General features: G+C 72.8%; 16 protein-coding genes, 2 pseudogenes and 1 riboswitch. Of the genes and pseudogenes, 10 read left to right on the top strand and 8 right to left on the bottom strand.

Features of this window, described 5'->3' with window-relative positions; all coding sequences use genetic code 11:
- Positions 1 to 30 precede the first annotated feature (30 nt).
- Positions 31 to 909, top strand: coding sequence for a trehalose-phosphatase (gene otsB / locus ACH499_RS19085; RefSeq protein ID WP_356204477.1), 879 nt, complete (start codon positions 31 to 33; stop codon positions 907 to 909).
- Between the two features lie 94 nt (positions 910 to 1,003).
- On the opposite strand, the gene ACH499_RS19080 is transcribed toward otsB, so the two are convergent.
- Positions 1,004 to 2,401, bottom strand: a complete 1,398-nt coding sequence (locus ACH499_RS19080) for a trehalose-6-phosphate synthase (RefSeq protein WP_399017060.1) — start codon at positions 2,399 to 2,401, stop codon at positions 1,004 to 1,006.
- A gap of 57 nt (positions 2,402 to 2,458) precedes the next feature.
- Positions 2,459 to 3,403, bottom strand: coding sequence for a glucosyl-3-phosphoglycerate synthase (locus ACH499_RS19075; RefSeq protein WP_356204481.1), 945 nt, complete (start codon positions 3,401 to 3,403; stop codon positions 2,459 to 2,461).
- Between the two features lie 142 nt (positions 3,404 to 3,545).
- Positions 3,546 to 3,701, top strand: a riboswitch (SAM riboswitch).
- Positions 3,702 to 3,719: 18 nt separating this feature from the next.
- Here ACH499_RS19075 and thrC point away from each other — a divergent pair.
- The 6 genes and pseudogenes from thrC (at position 3,720) to ACH499_RS19045 (ending at position 9,145) form a co-directional block, all read left to right on the top strand.
- Positions 3,720 to 5,021: a threonine synthase gene (gene thrC, locus ACH499_RS19070; RefSeq protein WP_399017058.1), complete on the top strand. Its 1,302-nt coding sequence runs from the start codon at positions 3,720 to 3,722 to the stop codon at positions 5,019 to 5,021.
- A 118-nt stretch (positions 5,022 to 5,139) separates the two neighbouring features.
- Complete coding sequence (locus tag ACH499_RS19065) at positions 5,140 to 5,415, top strand: MoaD/ThiS family protein (protein ID WP_356204485.1); 276 nt, start codon at positions 5,140 to 5,142, stop codon at positions 5,413 to 5,415.
- A gap of 439 nt (positions 5,416 to 5,854) precedes the next feature.
- Positions 5,855 to 6,058, top strand: a complete 204-nt coding sequence (locus tag ACH499_RS19060) for a cold-shock protein (protein WP_004929928.1) — start codon at positions 5,855 to 5,857, stop codon at positions 6,056 to 6,058.
- A gap of 331 nt (positions 6,059 to 6,389) precedes the next feature.
- A complete protein-coding gene (gene groL / locus ACH499_RS19055) occupies positions 6,390 to 8,012 on the top strand; it encodes a chaperonin GroEL (RefSeq protein WP_356204487.1) in 1,623 nt (540 codons plus the stop codon).
- Positions 8,013 to 8,150: 138 nt separating this feature from the next.
- Positions 8,151 to 8,477, top strand: a pseudogene (locus ACH499_RS19050) (12-oxophytodienoate reductase); the annotation flags it as partial.
- A 95-nt stretch (positions 8,478 to 8,572) separates the two neighbouring features.
- Positions 8,573 to 9,145: a dihydrofolate reductase family protein gene (locus ACH499_RS19045; protein ID WP_365596761.1), complete on the top strand. Its 573-nt coding sequence runs from the start codon at positions 8,573 to 8,575 to the stop codon at positions 9,143 to 9,145.
- 51 nt (positions 9,146 to 9,196) lie between these two features.
- Here the strand turns inward: ACH499_RS19045 and ACH499_RS19040 are convergent, their stop codons facing one another.
- The 4 genes and pseudogenes from ACH499_RS19040 to ACH499_RS19025 all read right to left on the bottom strand — a co-directional run bounded on the left by ACH499_RS19040 (position 9,197) and on the right by ACH499_RS19025 (position 13,141).
- Positions 9,197 to 9,760 carry a hypothetical protein gene (locus ACH499_RS19040; protein ID WP_356204491.1) on the bottom strand — a complete coding sequence of 188 codons (564 nt, stop codon included), beginning with the start codon at positions 9,758 to 9,760 and terminating at the stop codon, positions 9,197 to 9,199.
- Positions 9,708 to 11,185: pseudogene (locus tag ACH499_RS19035) on the bottom strand (PTS transporter subunit EIIC). Before ACH499_RS19035 ends, ACH499_RS19040 begins: the two are co-directional and overlap by 53 nt.
- A gap of 15 nt (positions 11,186 to 11,200) precedes the next feature.
- Positions 11,201 to 12,136, bottom strand: coding sequence for an N-acetylmuramic acid 6-phosphate etherase (gene murQ / locus ACH499_RS19030; RefSeq protein ID WP_356204496.1), 936 nt, complete (start codon positions 12,134 to 12,136; stop codon positions 11,201 to 11,203).
- Positions 12,137 to 12,184: 48 nt separating this feature from the next.
- A complete protein-coding gene (locus ACH499_RS19025) occupies positions 12,185 to 13,141 on the bottom strand; it encodes a MurR/RpiR family transcriptional regulator (RefSeq protein WP_399017055.1) in 957 nt (318 codons plus the stop codon).
- A 55-nt stretch (positions 13,142 to 13,196) separates the two neighbouring features.
- On the opposite strand from ACH499_RS19025, the gene ACH499_RS19020 reads away from it, so the two are divergent.
- Together ACH499_RS19020 and ACH499_RS19015 are read left to right on the top strand one after the other, a co-directional pair.
- Entirely contained in the window at positions 13,197 to 13,580 is a 384-nt protein-coding gene (locus tag ACH499_RS19020) for a hypothetical protein (protein WP_356204501.1), read from the top strand.
- Between the two features lie 10 nt (positions 13,581 to 13,590).
- A complete protein-coding gene (locus tag ACH499_RS19015; protein ID WP_399017052.1) occupies positions 13,591 to 13,872 on the top strand; it encodes a DUF4031 domain-containing protein in 282 nt (93 codons plus the stop codon).
- Here the strand turns inward: ACH499_RS19015 and ACH499_RS19010 are convergent.
- On the bottom strand, positions 13,854 to 14,921 hold the full coding sequence (locus ACH499_RS19010) for a GNAT family N-acetyltransferase (RefSeq protein WP_399017050.1): 1,068 nt from the start codon (positions 14,919 to 14,921) through the stop codon (positions 13,854 to 13,856). The genes ACH499_RS19015 and ACH499_RS19010 overlap by 19 nt on opposite strands.
- A 10-nt stretch (positions 14,922 to 14,931) precedes the next feature.
- A complete protein-coding gene (locus ACH499_RS19005; protein ID WP_399017048.1) occupies positions 14,932 to 15,594 on the bottom strand; it encodes a hypothetical protein in 663 nt (220 codons plus the stop codon).
- A gap of 153 nt (positions 15,595 to 15,747) precedes the next feature.
- Between ACH499_RS19005 and ACH499_RS19000 the strand changes: the two genes are divergently transcribed.
- Complete coding sequence (locus ACH499_RS19000; protein ID WP_356204509.1) at positions 15,748 to 16,431, top strand: maleylpyruvate isomerase family mycothiol-dependent enzyme; 684 nt, start codon at positions 15,748 to 15,750, stop codon at positions 16,429 to 16,431.
- The last annotated feature ends 56 nt before the right edge of the window (positions 16,432 to 16,487 follow it).

The raw sequence follows: 16,487 nt of genomic DNA, 5'->3' as shown, positions 1-16,487 counted from the left end.
CTCCGCGCTTCGCGGGGATAGGTTCGCCGTATGGGCAGCCACAAGGATTCCACCCCCGATTCCCAGGTCACCCCGGACCGTCTGCCGACGCCCGTGACCGCGGCCGGCCGCGAGGGGCTCGACGCCCTCCTCGCCGGTCCCGGCCGTGCGGTGATCGCGCTCGACTTCGACGGCACGCTCGCGCCGATCGTGCCCGATCCCGACCGGGCCCGCGCCCATCCGGACGCGGTGCCCGCCCTCGCGGCGCTCGCCCCGAAGGTCGCCTCCGTCGCGGTGATCACCGGCCGTCCGGCCGAGGTCGCCGTACGCCACGGGGGCTTCGCGGACGTGCCGGGCCTGGACCACCTCGTCGTGCTCGGCCATTACGGCGCCGAGCGCTGGGACGCCGCGACCGGGGCCGTCACGGCGCCGCCTCCGCATCCGGGCGTCGACGCCGCGCGTGCCGAGCTGCCGGGGCTGCTGGCGGCCGCCGACGGCGGGGACGGGGCGTGGATCGAGGAGAAGGGGCGCGCCGTCGCCGTGCACACGCGGCGGGCCGCCGATCCGCAGGGCGCCTTCGAGGCGCTGCGGGCGCCGCTCGCCGGGCTGGCGTCCCGGCACGGCCTCGTCGTCGAGCCGGGGCGGCTGGTGCTGGAGCTGCGGCCGCCCGGCGTGGACAAGGGGGTCGCGCTGCGGGAGTACGTCCGGGAGGTGGGTGCCGGGGCGGTGCTGTTCGCCGGCGACGACCTCGGCGACCTGCCCGCCTTCGCGGCGGTCGCCGGCCTGCGCGCGGCGGGCACTCCGGGCGTCCTCGTGTGCAGCGGGAGCGACGAGGTGACGGAACTGCGCAACCAGGCGGACCTGGTGGTCGACGGCCCCGCGGGCGTGGTCACCCTCCTGCGGACCCTGGCCGAGCACCTTCCGTCCTAGCGGCGGGCGATCGTGCCTCCCCCCGCTCGCGCGAAGCCGAGAACGGGGGGAGGCACCAGGCGACACCGGGTCGGCGCACCCGCCCTGCCCGGCGTCAGCGCCGGGCGCCCCGCAACGCCTCCAGCTGCTCCAGGAACCACCGCGCCGGAGGCAGCGCCGTCCCCGCCGCGGCCAGCCGCTTCGACCGCTCCGCCCGCTCCGCCGCCCCCACGGACAGCGCCTCGTGCAGCGCCTGTGCCGTCCCGGTGACGTCGTACGGGTTCACCACCACCGCGTCCTCGCCCAGCTCCTCGAAGGCCCCCGCCTCGCGCGAGAGCACCAGCACGCACCCCTCGTCGGAGACGACCGGCACCTCCTTCGCCACGAGGTTCATCCCGTCGCGGATCGGGTTGACGAGGGCGACGTCCGCCAGCCGGTAAGCCGCCAGGGACCGCGCGAAGTCGTCCTCGACGTGCAGGACGACCGGCGTCCACCCCTCCGTCCCGAACTCCGCGTTGATCTCCTGCCCGACCCGCTGCACCTCGGCCGTGTACTCCCGGTACACGGCGAGGTCCTGCCGCGACGGGTAGGCGAACGCCACGTGCACGACCCGCTCGCGCCACTCCGGCCGGTCGGCGAGCAGCCGCCGGTAGGCCAGCAGGCCCCGCACGATGTTCTTGGACAGCTCGGTCCGGTCCACGCGCACGATCGTGCGGCGCCCCTCGCCGATCTCCTCCCGCAGCGCGGCCATCCGCTCGTCCACGTCGGCCTCGTGGGACCGCTTGCGCAGGAAGTCCGCGTCCGCGCCCAGCCCGTGCACGCCGATCTCGGTGTCCCCGGTCCCGCCCACCAGCGCGTCGCAGCAGGCGGTGAACGCGTCGGCCCACCGCCGGGTGAGGAACCCGAGCCGGTCGGCGCCCAGCATCCCGCGCAGCACCTGCTCGGCGATGTCGTCCGGCAGCATCCGGAAGTAGTCGACCGGCGCCCACGGCGTGTGCGAGAAGTGCCCGATCCTGAGGTCGGGCCGCAGCTCGCGCAGCATCCCCGGCACCAGCGTCAGGTGGTAGTCCTGCACGATCGCGACCGCGCCCTCGGCGGCCTCCTCCGCCAGCGCCTCGGCGAAGGCCCGGTTGTACGCCTCGTAGGACGCCCACTGCCGCCGGAACTCCGCGTCGAAGACGGGTTCGAGGGGCGTCTGGTACAGCATGTGGTGCACGAACCACAGCACCGAGTTGGCGATCCCGTTGTACGCGTCCGTGTGCACGTCGGCCGGGACGTCCAGCATCCTGACGCCGTCCTCGCCGACCCCGCGCCGCACCGCCTCGCGGTCGCCGTCGCTGAGCGCGGAGCAGACCCACAGCGCCCCCGCGTCCGGCCCGATGGCCGACAGCCCGGAGACCAGCCCGCCGCCGCCCCGTTTGGCGTGCAGCGAACCGTCCTCGCGCACCTGGTAGGAGACGGGCCCCCGGTTGGAGGCGACCAGTACCTGAGCAGCACCGAAGGTTGAAGCCATACGCCTCAACCTAGCCCGGCCCCGAAAAGCTCAAACGTGCCCCGGCGCCGGCGTGGGTCAGGCCACCCTCCGCGCCGCGTACTCCGCGATCTGCGCCATGGGCGGCCGCTCCTCGGTGTCCACCGAGTAGGTGCGCGGCTCGAAACCGGCCGCGCCCCGCTCGAACTGGGTCAGGGACGGGCGCACCAGATGGCCGCGGGCGAGCCGGAGCTGGGCGGTGCGGTAGATCGCGGCGGACATCCGGCCGAGCGCCCGGCCGTCCTGGTGCCGGTGCCTGCGGACGCCGACGTCGACCTGGGCGAGGGCGTCCAGGCCGACCATGTGCAGGGCGTCGACCAGCATGCCCAGCTCCACCCCGTATCCGACGGGGAAGGGAAGCCGTTCGAGCAGCGAGCGGCGGGCCGCGTACTCGCCGCCGAGCGGCTGGACGAAGCCGGCCAGCAGCGGCCAGTGCATGTTGAGCAGCGGGCGCGCCATCAGCTCCGTGACCCGGCCGCCCCCGCCGGCGGCCGTGCCGAGCGGGCGGTCGTACATGGCCTTCACGAGGTGCACCTCGGGATCGGTGAGCAGCGGGCCCACGATGCCGGAGACGAAGTCCGCGCAGAAGTCGCGCAGATCGGCGTCGACGAAGCAGACGATGTCGCCGCTCGTGACCAGCAGCGAGCGCCACAGCACCTCGCCCTTGCCGGGCACCGCGGGCAGGCGGGGCAGGATCTCGTCGCGGTGGACGACCCGCGCCCCGGCCGCGGCGGCCACCGCCGACGTGCGGTCGGTCGATCCGGAGTCCACGACCACGATCTCGTCCACGAGGGGGACCTCGCGCACCAGCTCGCGGCGGATCACCGCGACGATGTCGCCGACGGTCGCCTCCTCGTTGAGCGCGGGCAGCACCACACTGACCGTCTGGCCGGTGGCGCGCTTGGCGGCCATGATCCGGGCGAGCGGCCGGTCCGCGACGGACCAGGACCGCGCGCCCAGCCAGCGCTCGACTTCTTCCAGCACGGTCGGTGGGCTCCTTCGTGATCCATCTCGCTGTACGGACGACTATCTCAACTGTCGTGGGCGTCGGTTACAGTCTTGAACAACGCGGAGGACCCGCACATGCCGGGGTCGACGCGTGAACCAGTGCAGAACAACCACATACCGCTCATCCAGAGGGGCAGAGGGACACGGCCCGATGAAGCCCCGGCAACCCTCCAGTCGGTTCTCGCAGATCACGGACGATCGCAGCGCGAGGCTCCCGGCTAGGGAAGGTGCCAAATCCGTCTCACGGCGAGATGCGTCGTGAGGAAGATGAGGAGAAAGGGCCTCGCCTCACATGGCTGTGCAGACTGTCGCAAGCACCACCGACACCCCCGCTGACTCCGCCTCCCCCGTCGATCTGGGCCCCGCCACGGCGCTCTCCTGCCGGGAATGCGGCCACCGCGTCCCCCTCGGTCCGGTCTTCGCCTGCGAGGAGTGTTTCGGCCCGCTGGAGATCGCCTACGACTTCTCGGCCTACGACACCGAGGAACTGCGCAAGCGCATCGAAGCGGGCCCCGCGAACATCTGGCGCTACGCCCCCCTGCTGCCCGTCCCCGCCGACGTGGCGACCAAGCCGAACATCAACCCGGGCTGGACCAAGCTGGTCAAGGCCGACAACCTCGCCCGGGAACTCGGCGTCACCGGCGGGCTGTTCGTCAAGGACGACTCCGGCAACCCGACGCACTCCTTCAAGGACCGCGTCGTCGCCCAGGCCCTGGAGGCCGCCCGCGCCTTCGGCTTCACCACCCTGTCCTGCTCCTCCACCGGCAACCTGGCCGGTGCCGTCGGCGCCGCCGCCGCCCGGGCCGGCTTCCGCTCCTGCGTGTTCATCCCGCACGACCTGGAGCAGGGCAAGGTCGTCATGGCCGCCGTCTACGGCGGTGACCTGGTCGGCATCGAGGGCAACTACGACGACGTGAACCGCTTCTGCTCCGAGCTGATCGGCGACCCGGCCGGCGAGGGCTGGGGCTTCGTCAACGTCAACCTGCGGCCGTACTACGCCGAGGGCTCCAAGACCCTCGCGTACGAGATCTGCGAGCAGCTCGGCTGGGAGCTGCCCGACCAGATCGTCGTGCCGATCGCCTCCGGCTCCCAGCTCACGAAGATCGACAAGGGTCTGCAGGAGCTGATCGGGCTCGGGCTGGTCGAGGACAAGCCGTACAAGATCTTCGGCGCCCAGGCCGAGGGCTGCTCGCCGGTGTCCACCGCCTTCAAGGCCGGGCACGAGGTGGTGCGCCCGCAGAAGCCGAACACCATCGCCAAGTCGCTGGCGATCGGCAACCCGGCCGACGGGCCGTACGTCCTGGACATCGCCCGCCGCACCGGCGGCGCGGTGGAGGACGTCGACGACGCGCGGGTCGTCGAGGCGATCAAGCTGCTCGCCCGCACGGAGGGCATCTTCGCCGAGACCGCCGGCGGTGTGACGGTGGGCGTCACCAAGAAGCTGATCGAGAACGGCGTCCTGGACCCGTCGCTGACCACGGTCGTCCTCAACACGGGTGACGGCCTCAAGACGCTGGACGCGGTGGCGGGCACCGGGCTGACCGCGACCATCCGTCCCAGCCTGGACTCGTTCCGCGAGGCGGGGCTCGTCTAGCGGCCGTCCCGCCGTACCCGTCCGCGGGCCGTCGCCGGCCGGCCGTGCCCGCGACGACAGCCGCATGTCCCACACTGCCCCGCGCCCCCGGGGTCGTCACCAGACCGGAGGTTTCCACGTGAGCGTGACCGTTCGCATTCCCACCATCCTGCGTACCTACACCGGCGGACAGGCGGAGGTCGCCGCCGACGGCGCCACCCTCGCCGAGGTCATCTCCGACCTGGAGAAGAACCACACCGGCATCGCCGCCCGCGTCCTGGACGACCAGGGCAAGCTGCGCCGCTTCGTCAACGTCTACGTCAACGACGACGACGTCCGCTTCGAGCAGGGCCTGGAGACGGCGACGCCGGACGGCGCCGGCGTGTCCATCATCCCGGCCGTCGCCGGCGGCTGACGGTCCCGTCCGTTACCTTTGGTAATCGGCGTGACGCAGAGTTCATCGAATTGCCCCCTCCGTGAGAGAAGCGGAGGGGGCAATTCCATGTGATTGAGCGCGGTAGAGTTGGGGAACGCGGCCCTGATCTCCAGATCGGCGCCCATGAATTTCTGCCGTCCGCCCGACAAGAAGTAGCCAAAGTGTGGGCGTATTTCGCGGCTTTTGTTCGCTTTGTGCGGCCCGACTTGCCCTGAATTAAGGCGAATTTCGGCCACATTCCGGACCGGGTGCGTCCAGATTTCTCGTCCGATTGACCTGTTGCAGACGGCAGTTGGACAGATACATTCAGCCGCGGTCGACGCGTTCCGGCGCACGCCCCCACCCATCGGGGGGCGAGGTCTGACCCGGATCCGCGAAGTGTGGATCTGTGCAAGGGCCAGTAATAGGGGAGTTAGGCATGGCTCAGGGCACCGTCAAGTGGTTCAACGCGGAGAAGGGGTACGGCTTCATCGCGGTCGACGGTGGTGCGGATGTTTTCGTCCACTACAGCGCGATTCAGATGGACGGCTACCGCACCCTCGAAGAAGGCCAGCGGGTCGAGTTCGAGATCTCGCAGGGTCAGAAGGGCCCGCAGGCCGACATGGTCCGCCTCAGCGCCTGAGAACGTGCGGCCGCGCAAGCCGGCGGTCTTCTCCGAAGGGCCCGCACCCCACTGGGGGTGCGGGCCCTTCGGTCTGTCCGGCCGCGGCGGGCCCGGACGGTGTTCGCGGGCGGCGGAGACGGCGGCCCGATCCCCGGCGGGCGCTTGCACTCGACAGGGGCGAGTGCTAATCATTGCGTTAGCACTCTGAAGGTGAGAGTGACAACGAAGGACCGGGTCGGTGAGGCCCGCGGGCCGGGTGGGGAAGGAACCACGAGGCCGGCGAGCCGTCCGTCGCGGGCGCGGGCGCGGTCCGAAGGAATCACCCCCAGTCCTGGAGGGACCACTTCACATGGCCAAGATCATCGCGTTCGACGAGGAGGCGCGGCGCGGCCTCGAGCGCGGCATGAACCAGCTCGCGGACGCCGTCAAGGTGACGCTCGGCCCCAAGGGCCGCAACGTCGTCCTCGAGAAGAAGTGGGGCGCGCCCACGATCACCAACGACGGTGTCTCCATCGCCAAGGAGATCGAGCTCGAGGACCCGTACGAGAAGATCGGCGCCGAGCTGGTCAAGGAAGTCGCCAAGAAGACGGACGACGTCGCCGGTGACGGTACGACCACCGCGACCGTCCTCGCCCAGGCCCTGGTGCGCGAGGGTCTGCGCAACGTGGCCGCCGGCGCCAACCCGATGGCCCTGAAGCGCGGTATCGAGAAGGCCGTCGAGGCCGTCTCCGCCGCCCTGCTCGAGCAGGCCAAGGACGTCGAGACCAAGGAGCAGATCGCCTCCACGGCCTCCATCTCCGCCGCCGACACCCAGATCGGCGAGCTCATCGCCGAGGCCATGGACAAGGTCGGCAAGGAAGGCGTCATCACCGTCGAGGAGTCCCAGACCTTCGGTCTGGAGCTGGAGCTCACCGAGGGTATGCGCTTCGACAAGGGCTACATCTCGGCGTACTTCGCCACCGACATGGAGCGTATGGAGGCCGTCCTCGACGACCCGTACATCCTGATCGCCAACTCCAAGGTCTCCAACGTCAAGGACCTGCTCCCGCTCCTCGAGAAGGTCATGCAGTCGGGCAAGCCGCTGCTGATCATCGCCGAGGACGTCGAGGGCGAGGCCCTGTCGACCCTGGTCGTCAACAAGATCCGCGGCACCTTCAAGTCCGTCGCCGTCAAGGCCCCTGGCTTCGGCGACCGCCGCAAGGCCATGCTCGGCGACATCGCCATCCTCACGGGCGGCGAGGTCATCTCCGAGGAGGTCGGCCTCAAGCTGGAGAACGCGACCCTGGACCTCCTGGGCCGCGCCCGCAAGGTCGTCATCACCAAGGACGAGACCACCATCGTCGACGGCGCCGGCTCGACCGACCAGGTCAACGGCCGCGTCAACCAGATCCGCGCCGAGATCGAGAACAGCGACTCGGACTACGACCGCGAGAAGCTCCAGGAGCGTCTGGCGAAGCTGGCCGGCGGCGTGGCCGTCATCAAGGCCGGTGCCGCCACCGAGGTCGAGCTCAAGGAGCGCAAGCACCGCATCGAGGACGCCGTCCGCAACGCGAAGGCGGCCGTCGAGGAGGGCATCGTCGCCGGTGGTGGCGTGGCCCTGCTCCAGGCCTCCCAGGTCTTCGAGAAGCTGGAGCTCGACGGTGACGAGGCCACCGGCGCCAACGCCGTGAAGCTCGCCCTGGAGGCCCCGCTGAAGCAGATCGCCGTCAACGGTGGTCTCGAGGGCGGCGTCGTCGTGGAGAAGGTCCGCAACCTCCAGGTCGGCCACGGCCTGAACGCCGCGACCGGTGAGTACGTCGACATGATCGCCGAGGGCATCATCGACCCGGCGAAGGTGACCCGCTCCGCCCTGCAGAACGCCGCCTCCATCGCGGCGCTGTTCCTCACCACCGAGGCCGTCATCGCCGACAAGCCGGAGAAGGCCGCCGCGGCCGCTCCGGGCGGCATGCCGGGCGGTGACATGGACTTCTGATCGACCCCCGGGTTGATCGACCGTCCTTCACGTACCGAGGGCGGCACCCCTGGCCCAGGCCGGGGGTGCCGCCCTCGGGCGTGTCCGGACCACGGCTCGGCCCTTGCGTATGAGCCGGGCCACTGACGGCGGACGGCCCACGCCTCCACGCGCCGCCACTGGCTCCCGGAGTTCGACGGCTCCGGCCTCAACCTCGCGGGCTGGACCAAGAAGCTCACCGGCAAGGCGGCCATCACGGTCGGATCGGTGGGCCTCGACGGCGAGTTCGGCAGGGCGTTCCAGGGCGAGGGCGCGGGGCTGGGCGGCCTCGACGGGCTGCTGGACCGCATGGAGCGCGACGAGTTCGACCTCGTGGCCGTCGGCCGGGCCCTCCTCCAGGACCCCCTGTGGGCCGAGAAGGTCCTGGCCGGCCGCTTCGACGAGCTGGCGCCGTTCGACGCGGCGGCCCTCAGGACGCTGAGCTGAACCGGCGACCGATGAGTTCTCGTGTCCCGCGCGGTCTGACCCCGTGAACGGCGACAATGGAACGCTCGCAGGCACGAGAACCCAGGAGACCTCTGATGCGCACGCTGATCAGCACCGCCTTCGTCTCGCTCGACGGAGTCGTGGAGGCTCCCGGCGGGGAGCCCGGATACCGGAACTCGGGCTGGACCTTCAAGGACGTGGACTTCCTCCCCGAGGCCTACGAGATCAAGGGCCGGGAGCAGAAGGAGGCCGCGGCCATGCTGCTCGGCCGGGTCAGCTACGAGGCGTTCAGCGCGGTCTGGCCGGACATGGCGGACTTCGCCGACTACAAGGTGATGCCGAAGTACGTCGTGTCCACCACCCTCACCGACGGCGACCTGGTGACGAACTGGGGCGAGACCACGATCCTGCGCTCGCTCGACGACGTCGCCGCGCTGAAGGAGACCGAGGGCGGCCCGATCATCGTCCACGGCAGCGCCTCCCTCAACCGGTCCCTCTCGGACGCCGGGCTCATCGACCGCTACCACCTGCTGGTCTTCCCGCTGCTGCTCGGTGCGGGCAAGCGGCTGTTCAGCGACACGGACAAGGACACGCAGAAGCTGCGGCTGGTCGAGCACGAGGCGTACGCCAACGGCATCCAGAAGAACGTGTTCGAGGTGGTCCGCTGAGGCCGGCCGCGGCGGAGGGCCGAGTGGGGGGCCGGGGCCGGGGGGCCGTCCTCAGCCCATCGGTTCGATGTCCACCCGTACCGGCGTCCCCCACACCCGCAGCACCTCGTAGTCCGTGAACTCGTGCACCAGCCGGTACGCCATGGCCGCGCGCGGGGCGCGGAGCTGGGCGGCGATGTAGAGCTCGGCCTCGCGGCGGTCGCGGCGCGGGGTGCCGCAGAGCTGCCACGCCTGGCCGTTCCACGCCTCCGGCAGCCAGCGCTGCTGGGGCTGCGGCCGGTCGCCGCGCATCCCGTACCGGGACTGCACCGGCTCGGTCTGCCGGGCCGGGAGGGGGCCGCCGTTGTACTCGGCGCGGCGCGCGGCGCGGCGGCGGGTCTCGCACAGCAGGCACAGGTCGGGGGCGGCCTCGTCGACCGGACCGTTCGGATGCTCGGGGCAGCGCGTGCTGGGGGCGGCCGTGGTGACGCTCTCCTCCAGCCGGTCCAGGGCGCGCTTCAGGTCCGCGCGGATCTCGTGCAGCGTGGCGTCGGTGGTGTCGGCGGTCAGGGCCTCGCCGTGCTCACCGAGGAGGCGCAGGGCGCGGCCCAGGGCGGTCAGCCGGGCGTGGTTCATGGTGTTCAGGGTCGCACACGGCGCCGGTTTCCCCGCCCGCGCGCACGGCCCGCACATGGTCGCCGAGGCCGAAGAAGTACGTCGCCGCGAATCCGGCCAGGTATCCCGTGAGCAGCCCGCCGCCGTACACGGCCGCCGTCGCCGCCCAGCCTCCGCCGCCCGCGAGGAGCGGGAACAGGGCCCAGCCGGACGGGCCGATCGCCGTCGCCCCCACGTCGGTGCCGCGCAGGCGGTGAGGAAGGGCCGGCCGAGGGGGAGCGAGACGCCGTAGATCAGCGGTTCGCCCACGCCGAGCAGCCCGGCGGGCAGCGCCGACCTGATCGTCGTGCGCAGGGACGTGTCGTGGCGCAGCCGCACGTAGACCGCCACCGCGGCGCCCACCTGGCCCGCGCCCGCCATGGCGAGGACGGGCAGCAGGACGGTGTGGCCCTGCTGCTCGATCAGCGTGGTGTGCAGGGGGATGAGGGCCTGGTGCAGCCCCAGCATCACCAGGGGCAGGAACAGGCCGCCGAGGACCAGCCCGGCCAGGACGCCGGTGGTCGTCAGCAGCCAGGTCGCCGCCGTGCCGACGGCCGTGGCGACCGCGCCGGCCGCGTACATGAGCACGTACAGCGTGACCAGGCCGGACACCAGCACCGTCAGGGTGGGAGTGAGCAGGACGTCGAGGGTGCCGGGGAAGCGGGCGCGGCACCACTTCTCGACGTACGTGCCGAGCAGCGCCGCCGCCAGCGCGCCGAGGACACCGCCCTGGCCGGGGGCGAGCGCGACGCCGAACGCGGTGACCTTCGCCACGCCCGGGTACACGACGACGGCCGCGACCGCGCCGCCGAGGACGGGCGTCCCGCCGAACTCCTTCGCCGTGTTGACGCCGACGAACACCGCGATCAGCGCCATGAAGGCGGAGGAGACGGCCGTCAGGGCGGGGGTGAGGCCGGGGAGCAGGCCGAGGTTGGTGAGCAGCCCGCCGACGCCCGCGACGATGCCGCAGCCGATCAGGGCGGGGATCAGCGGGACGAAGACGTTCGCCACGCGCCGCAGCGCCGTCCTCAGCGGCGTGGCGTCGCGCCGCTTCTGCCGGGCCTTCAGCTCGGCCCCGCGCCGGGCGAGACGGGCCGCGGTGTCGTCCCCGACGGGTGCGCCGCTTCCCCCCGGCGTCTCCCCGCCCGTGCCGGCGCCCAGCAGTGTCTCGAACGCCTCCGTCACCCGGGCGACCCGTCCCGGTCCCAGCACCACCTGGTACGACCCGGCGTCCTCGACTACGCCGAGCACGCCGGGGACGGCGCGCAGGGCCGTGTCGTCCACGCGGGAACGGTCGGCGAGACCGAGGCGCAGACGGGTCATGCAGTGGGCGACGGAGGTGACGTTCGCGGGGCCGCCGACGAGGGGGAGCAGCGCGGCGGCCGTGGCGTGGGGGTCCTTGTGCACCCCCCGAGCCTGCGGTCAGCCGTTCGCCGCCGCCAGCGCGGCGCGCAGGTGGCCGCCGCAGTCCTCCAGAAGGCGGGCGGCCGTCGGGCCGTCCACGTCGCCCAGCAGGACCAGGATCGCGTGCTTGACCTCGCCGTCGGTCGCGGTCAGGGCCCGCTCGATGTCGTCGTCCGCCGCGCCCGTGGCCAGGGCGACGATGCGGCGGGAGCGGGCCCGCAGCTTCTCGTTGGAGGCGCGCACGTCCACCATCAGGTTTCCGTACGTCTTGCCGAGCCGGATCATCGTGATCGTCGACAGCATGTTCAGGACCAGCTTCTGCGCCGTCCCCGCCTTCAGCCGGGTGGAGCCGGTGATCAGCTCGGGTCCGGTGACCACCTCGATGCCGTGCTCGGCCGCGGCGGCGAGCGCGCTGCCCGCGTTGCAGGACAGGCCGACGGTCAGGGCGCCGAGCGCGCGGGCGTGCTCGACGGCACCGATGGCGTACGGGGTGCGGCCGGACGCCGAGATGCCGACCACCGAGTCGTCGGGGGTGAGGCCGAGGGCGTCGAGGTCGGCGCGGGCCAGTTCGGCGGAGTCCTCGGCGCCCTCGACGGCGCTGACCATGGCGTCCGGGCCGCCCGCGATCAGGCCGACGACCTGCCCGGGCGCGGTGTTGAAGGTGGGCGGGCACTCGGAGGCGTCCAGCACACCGAGCCGCCCGGCCGTGCCGGCGCCCGCGTAGACCAGCCGGCCGCCGCGGCTCATCCGGGCGGCGACGGCGTCGACGGCGGCGGCGATCTCGGGCAGCCGGGCCGCGACGGCGGCGGGGACGGTGGTGTCCTCGCCGTTCATCAGCCGCGCGATCTCCAGGGTGGGCATCCGGTCGATCTCGGCCAGCTCGGGCCGGAACGCCTCGGTGGTCAGGGTCTCCAACTGGGAGCGCAGGTCGGGGTGGTGAGGGGTTGAGGTCATGACGGAGCGGCTCTTTTCGACTCAGGTTCCTGTACCTACGACACGGTCCTACGGTCTGCCGTGCGACCCCCCGTGCCGGTGCGCCAGCGCCTCGTACGACGCTGCCAGAGCCGGCGCGGCCGATTCGTACGTCCGCTGCGCCACGCCCACGAACAGGCAGTCCACCACCAGGAGCTGACTCGTGCGGGAGGACATCGCCGCCGGCCGCAGCTCGCTCTCCCGCGACGTGGACGTGGTCAGCACGTGGTCGGCGTACTGCGTGACGGGGCTGTCGGGGCGGCCGGTGATGGCGATGGTCGTGGCGCCGCGTTCGAAGGCGACCCGCAGCGGCTCGATGACGTCCCCCGTCGACCCGGAGTGCGTGATGGCGAGGGCGACGTCCCCGGAGCGGAGCTGCACCGCGTTGGTGACGGCGAGGTGCGGGTCGCTCGGGGCGTGCGCTATCAGCCCTATGCGCAGCAGCTTCTGCGTGAGGTCCTGGGCGACCAGCCCGGAGGCGCCGATGCCGTACACGTCGGTGCGGCGCGCGGCGGCGAGGGCGGCGACGGCCGCGCCGAGCTGGACGGTGTCCAGGCCGGCGGCGGTGTCGGCGAGGGTCTGCTGCTCGTCGTAGGCCAGTTTGGCGACGACGTCGGCGATCGGGTCGTCGACCGCGATGTCGGTCGTGATGGCGGGCGCGCGGCCGGACTGCTGCTGCGCGGCGAGCCCGGCGAGCGCGAGGCGCAGATCGCGGTAACCGGGGTAGCCGAGCAGCCGGGCGGTGCGTACGACGGTGGCCTCGCTGGTGCCGGTGAGCTCCGCGAGACCGGTGACCGTGAGGGCCGCGCAGCCGGCCGGGTCGCCCGCGACGGCCTCGGCGACCCGCTGCATGGAGCGGGTCATCGACGGCGCCAGCGTCCGCACCTTGGCCGCGAGGGCGGCCGGCGCGGGCGGCGCGCCCCCGCCTGTCGCGGTGCGGCGGCCACCGGGGGCGTCCGCGAAAGTTTCCTTCACGTCATCGGTCACTCATGAAAGATATTTTCGTTTCGGTCCGCGGGTCAAGAGTGCGCACAATGGGGACATGGACCCCATCAGCCCCCTGGAACAGGCACTGCACGCCGCACGCGCCCTGGTGCTCGCCGACCTCGTGGCGGGCGAGGTCGCCGAGGCGGACGTCGTGTCGCTGGTCGAGGAGGCCGTCGTGCAGCGGCGCTGGTGGGTCGAGCAGTGGCCCGAGGGCGCGGAGTTCGTGGCCGGTCTGGTGGCGCAGGACGTGCAGGACGCCCTGCTGGAGCGGTACGGCCGCTGGCCGCTGTGCCCGGTGTGCGGCTCCGGCGACCCGCACGCGCTGGACGTCGAGCCCGAACTCGGCCCGGATCCGCACTGGGTGTGCGGCAAGGCGGGCGTGAAGGTCGCGGCGGTCGGCTCGCTGGGCGCCGCCACGGGCGGCACGCAGTCCTCGTAGGGGCGCCCCGGTGACCGTCTACATCGACCCGCCCGACTGGCCGGGCCACGGCCGCATGTGGTCGCATCTCGTCAGCGACCTCTCCTACGCCGAACTGCACGCGTTCGCCGAGACCTTGGGCGTGCCGCGCCGCGCCTTCGAGCGCGATCACTACGACATCCCGAGCCACCGGTACCCGGACGCCGTCGCCGCCGGAGCCCTGGAGATCAGCAGCCGCGAGGTGGTGCGGCTGCTGCACGGGGCGGGGCTGCGACGGCGCAAGGGCGACGAGCGTCAGCGGCGCAGCTCGTAGGCGAACTGCTCCTCGTCGTCGGCGACCCGGGTGAAACCGGCGCGCAGGACGACCGCCTGGGACGCCGTGTTGCCGGGGTCGGTCGTGGCGAACACGGACGCGACCTCCTCGCGCTCCAGCGCCCACGCGGACAGCGCGCGCAGCGCCTCGGTGGCGTACCCGTTGCCGCGGGCCGACACGGCGAGGTCGTAGCCGATCTCCACCCGGCCGTCCTCGCCGGGCGCGCCGTGGAAGCCCATGCCGCCGACCGCGCGGCCGTCCTCGGCGCGGACGAGCACGAACATGCCCCACTCGGGGCGGTGCACGCCGGCCTCGTACGCCTTCAGCAGCATCCCGGCGGCGTCCCGCGTGCCCTGGAACGGCCCGCCCTCGACCCAGACGAAGCCGCCGTCGCCGCCCGCGGCCAGGTCCGTCGCGGCCGCGGGGGTGACGCCCTGGAGGGTGAGGCGTCCGGCGGGGATCACGAGGTTGTTGTTCCAGCGCCATGCGGTGAGCGGGGCGCGTCCGGGCAGTTCACCGCGGCCGGTGGCCCACAGCAGGGTGCGCCAGGGGTCGGTGGCGGGCTGGACGTGCGGGAAGAGCCGGGTCAGCACGTCCTCGCACAGCCCGGCGGGCGGCTCGTAGGCCAGGCCGAGCCCCTCGGCGATGTCGTGGGTGTGCACGAGCACTTCGGTGACGCCCATCGCGGCGAACCCCTCGCGGTTGGCGCTGCGGAAGGGGTACGGGTGGAAGGCACGGACCTCGCGCGGGGTGGTGCGGAGGGTGGCGGCGAGCAGGGCGCCGGTCGTCTCGATGACGTTCAGCACGTCCTCGTTGCCGGTGCCGTCGTCGAGGGTGATCTCGAAGGGCACGTAGGCGTCGGTCGCCCGTCCCGCCAACTGCCCGGCGTAGGCGAGGAGATCGCCCGCGATGTGCTCCGCCGTGTACCGGCAGCTCCACTCCAGGCGCCCGGCCCGCGCCGCCTCCCAGTCCCGGTCCACCAACGTCCGCAGCAGCGCCACCGCGCCCGCCACGGCCTCTTCCACCTGTTCCCCGCCCATGGTTCGCATGCCGGGCAGGCTACGGGGCCGGGCTCTCCCCGGGCGAGAGCATTTCCAGTTCGCCGCGGAGGTTGTAGCGCGCGGTGGCCTCCCACTCCCGCTGCCCGTACGGCGTGTGGAACAGTCGCGGCAGGGCGAGCAGTTGGCGCAGGACGGCGGAGCGGCCCTCACGGAAGGCGTCGCTCGGCACGAAGTGGTACTCCTCGCGGACGGCGGCCGTGTAGGCGGCGTACGCCGACGGGGGCGAGGCGAGGACCGCCAGGTCGGCGTCGCACAGCACCTGCCCGTCGCGGTCGTCGGCGGCCGGGTCGTGGGAGACGGTGAGCCGCACCAGCCGGGCCACCTCGGCGGTCTTCGCCTCCGGAACCCCGGCCTCGGGCAGCGCCCGCTCGGCCAGCCGGGCCGACCGCTCCTCGTTCTCGGACCGCTCGGGCAGGTACACGGCGTCGTGGAACCAGGCGGCGAGGCGTACGACGTCCGGGTCGGCGGCGTGTTCCGCGAGCAGGTCGACGCGGTCCAGCACGGCGGTCAGGTGGGCGACCGTGTGGTACCGGCGCTGCGGCTCCTGCCACCGGGCGAGCAGATGGGCGGCGTACGGCGCCGGGTCCGGCCCGTCGGCGGACCCCCGGACTCCGGTCAGGGCACGGGCGAAGCGGATGCGCAGGGCGTCGGTGTCGGCCATGGGGCCATTGTTCCCGCAAGAGCCCTCGCGGTGGCGCCCTGCCGCCCGGTCCGCGTTCCCCGGCGGCGTCCCCCGGCGCCTCGGTGTGAGGCCGTGCCGGTTCCTGGGCCGTTCCTTCGGGGGCGGCCCGCTCCTCGGCCCTACCGTGGAGCCATGACGACACCTGCTGACGTGTACGACGTACGAGACCCCGAGCTTCCCGGACGGCTGCTGGTCGTCGAGCGGGACGAGTGGGTGCCGCTGCTGCGGGCCCTGGACGAGGGGGACTTCGCGCTGCCCGTGTCCGCCTGCCCGGGCTGGAGCGTGCGGGACGTGCTGGCGCACTGCTCGTCCGCGCTGGTGCGGGTGGTGGAGGGCCGGCTCGGGGAGGGCGTCTTCTCGCCCGAGGCCAATGAGCGCGACATCGCCGAGCGGGCGGACTGGAGCAACGCCCGGATCGTGGACGAGCTGGAGCGCGGCATGACCGAGGCCGGCCCGGCGATCGCCCGTGCGGGGGGTGTGCTGGACCAGATCGCCCTGGGCGAGTGGGTGCACGCCGGCGATGTGCGGGTCGCCCTCCAGGCGCCGGGGGCCTACGCGGGGCGCGGGCTGCCGGAGGCGCTCACGCTGCTGACCACGGTCACCCGGGCCCGCGGCCACGTCCCCCTGCACGCCGACCTCGACGACGTGGACGAACCGCTGAAGCTGGGCGAGGCGAGCGGTGAGCGGCCGCCGGGGCGGTTCATCGGGGACGCGGCGACGCTGGTGCGGCTGTACGCGGGCCGCGAGGTGGACGGCGGGGCCGGGTACGAGCTGGCGGGTGTCGAGGCGGCGGAGCTGAACATCTTCGGCGGCTGATCACGGGGTGCGGGCCCCTGGCCACCCGTGTCCGGCGTAGGCTTGGATCGGATTGG

The sequence above is a fragment of the Streptomyces sp. NPDC018947 genome, assembly GCF_044390505.1.
In the GTDB taxonomy this organism is placed as follows: domain Bacteria; phylum Actinomycetota; class Actinomycetes; order Streptomycetales; family Streptomycetaceae; genus Streptomyces.
The sequence above is the reverse complement of the archived record's forward strand: the minus strand, read 5'-3'. Positions and strand labels throughout refer to the sequence as shown.

Excerpts from the sequence above, each read along its gene's own strand:
- otsB (WP_356204477.1), top strand. The coding sequence starts at position 31 with ATGGGCAGCCACAAGGATTCCACCCCCGATTCCCAGGTCACCCCGGAC.
- ACH499_RS19080 (WP_399017060.1), bottom strand. The coding sequence starts at position 2,401 with ATGGCTTCAACCTTCGGTGCTGCTCAGGTACTGGTCGCCTCCAACCGG.
- thrC (WP_399017058.1), top strand. The coding sequence starts at position 3,720 with ATGGCTGTGCAGACTGTCGCAAGCACCACCGACACCCCCGCTGACTCC.
- ACH499_RS19060 (WP_004929928.1), top strand. The coding sequence starts at position 5,855 with ATGGCTCAGGGCACCGTCAAGTGGTTCAACGCGGAGAAGGGGTACGGC.
- groL (WP_356204487.1), top strand. The coding sequence starts at position 6,390 with ATGGCCAAGATCATCGCGTTCGACGAGGAGGCGCGGCGCGGCCTCGAG.
- ACH499_RS19045 (WP_365596761.1), top strand. The coding sequence starts at position 8,573 with ATGCGCACGCTGATCAGCACCGCCTTCGTCTCGCTCGACGGAGTCGTG.
- ACH499_RS19040 (WP_356204491.1), bottom strand. The coding sequence starts at position 9,760 with ATGAACCACGCCCGGCTGACCGCCCTGGGCCGCGCCCTGCGCCTCCTC.
- murQ (WP_356204496.1), bottom strand. The coding sequence starts at position 12,136 with ATGACCTCAACCCCTCACCACCCCGACCTGCGCTCCCAGTTGGAGACC.
- ACH499_RS19020 (WP_356204501.1), top strand. The coding sequence starts at position 13,197 with ATGGACCCCATCAGCCCCCTGGAACAGGCACTGCACGCCGCACGCGCC.
- ACH499_RS19010 (WP_399017050.1), bottom strand. The coding sequence starts at position 14,921 with ATGCGAACCATGGGCGGGGAACAGGTGGAAGAGGCCGTGGCGGGCGCG.
- ACH499_RS19005 (WP_399017048.1), bottom strand. The coding sequence starts at position 15,594 with ATGGCCGACACCGACGCCCTGCGCATCCGCTTCGCCCGTGCCCTGACC.
- ACH499_RS19000 (WP_356204509.1), top strand. The coding sequence starts at position 15,748 with ATGACGACACCTGCTGACGTGTACGACGTACGAGACCCCGAGCTTCCC.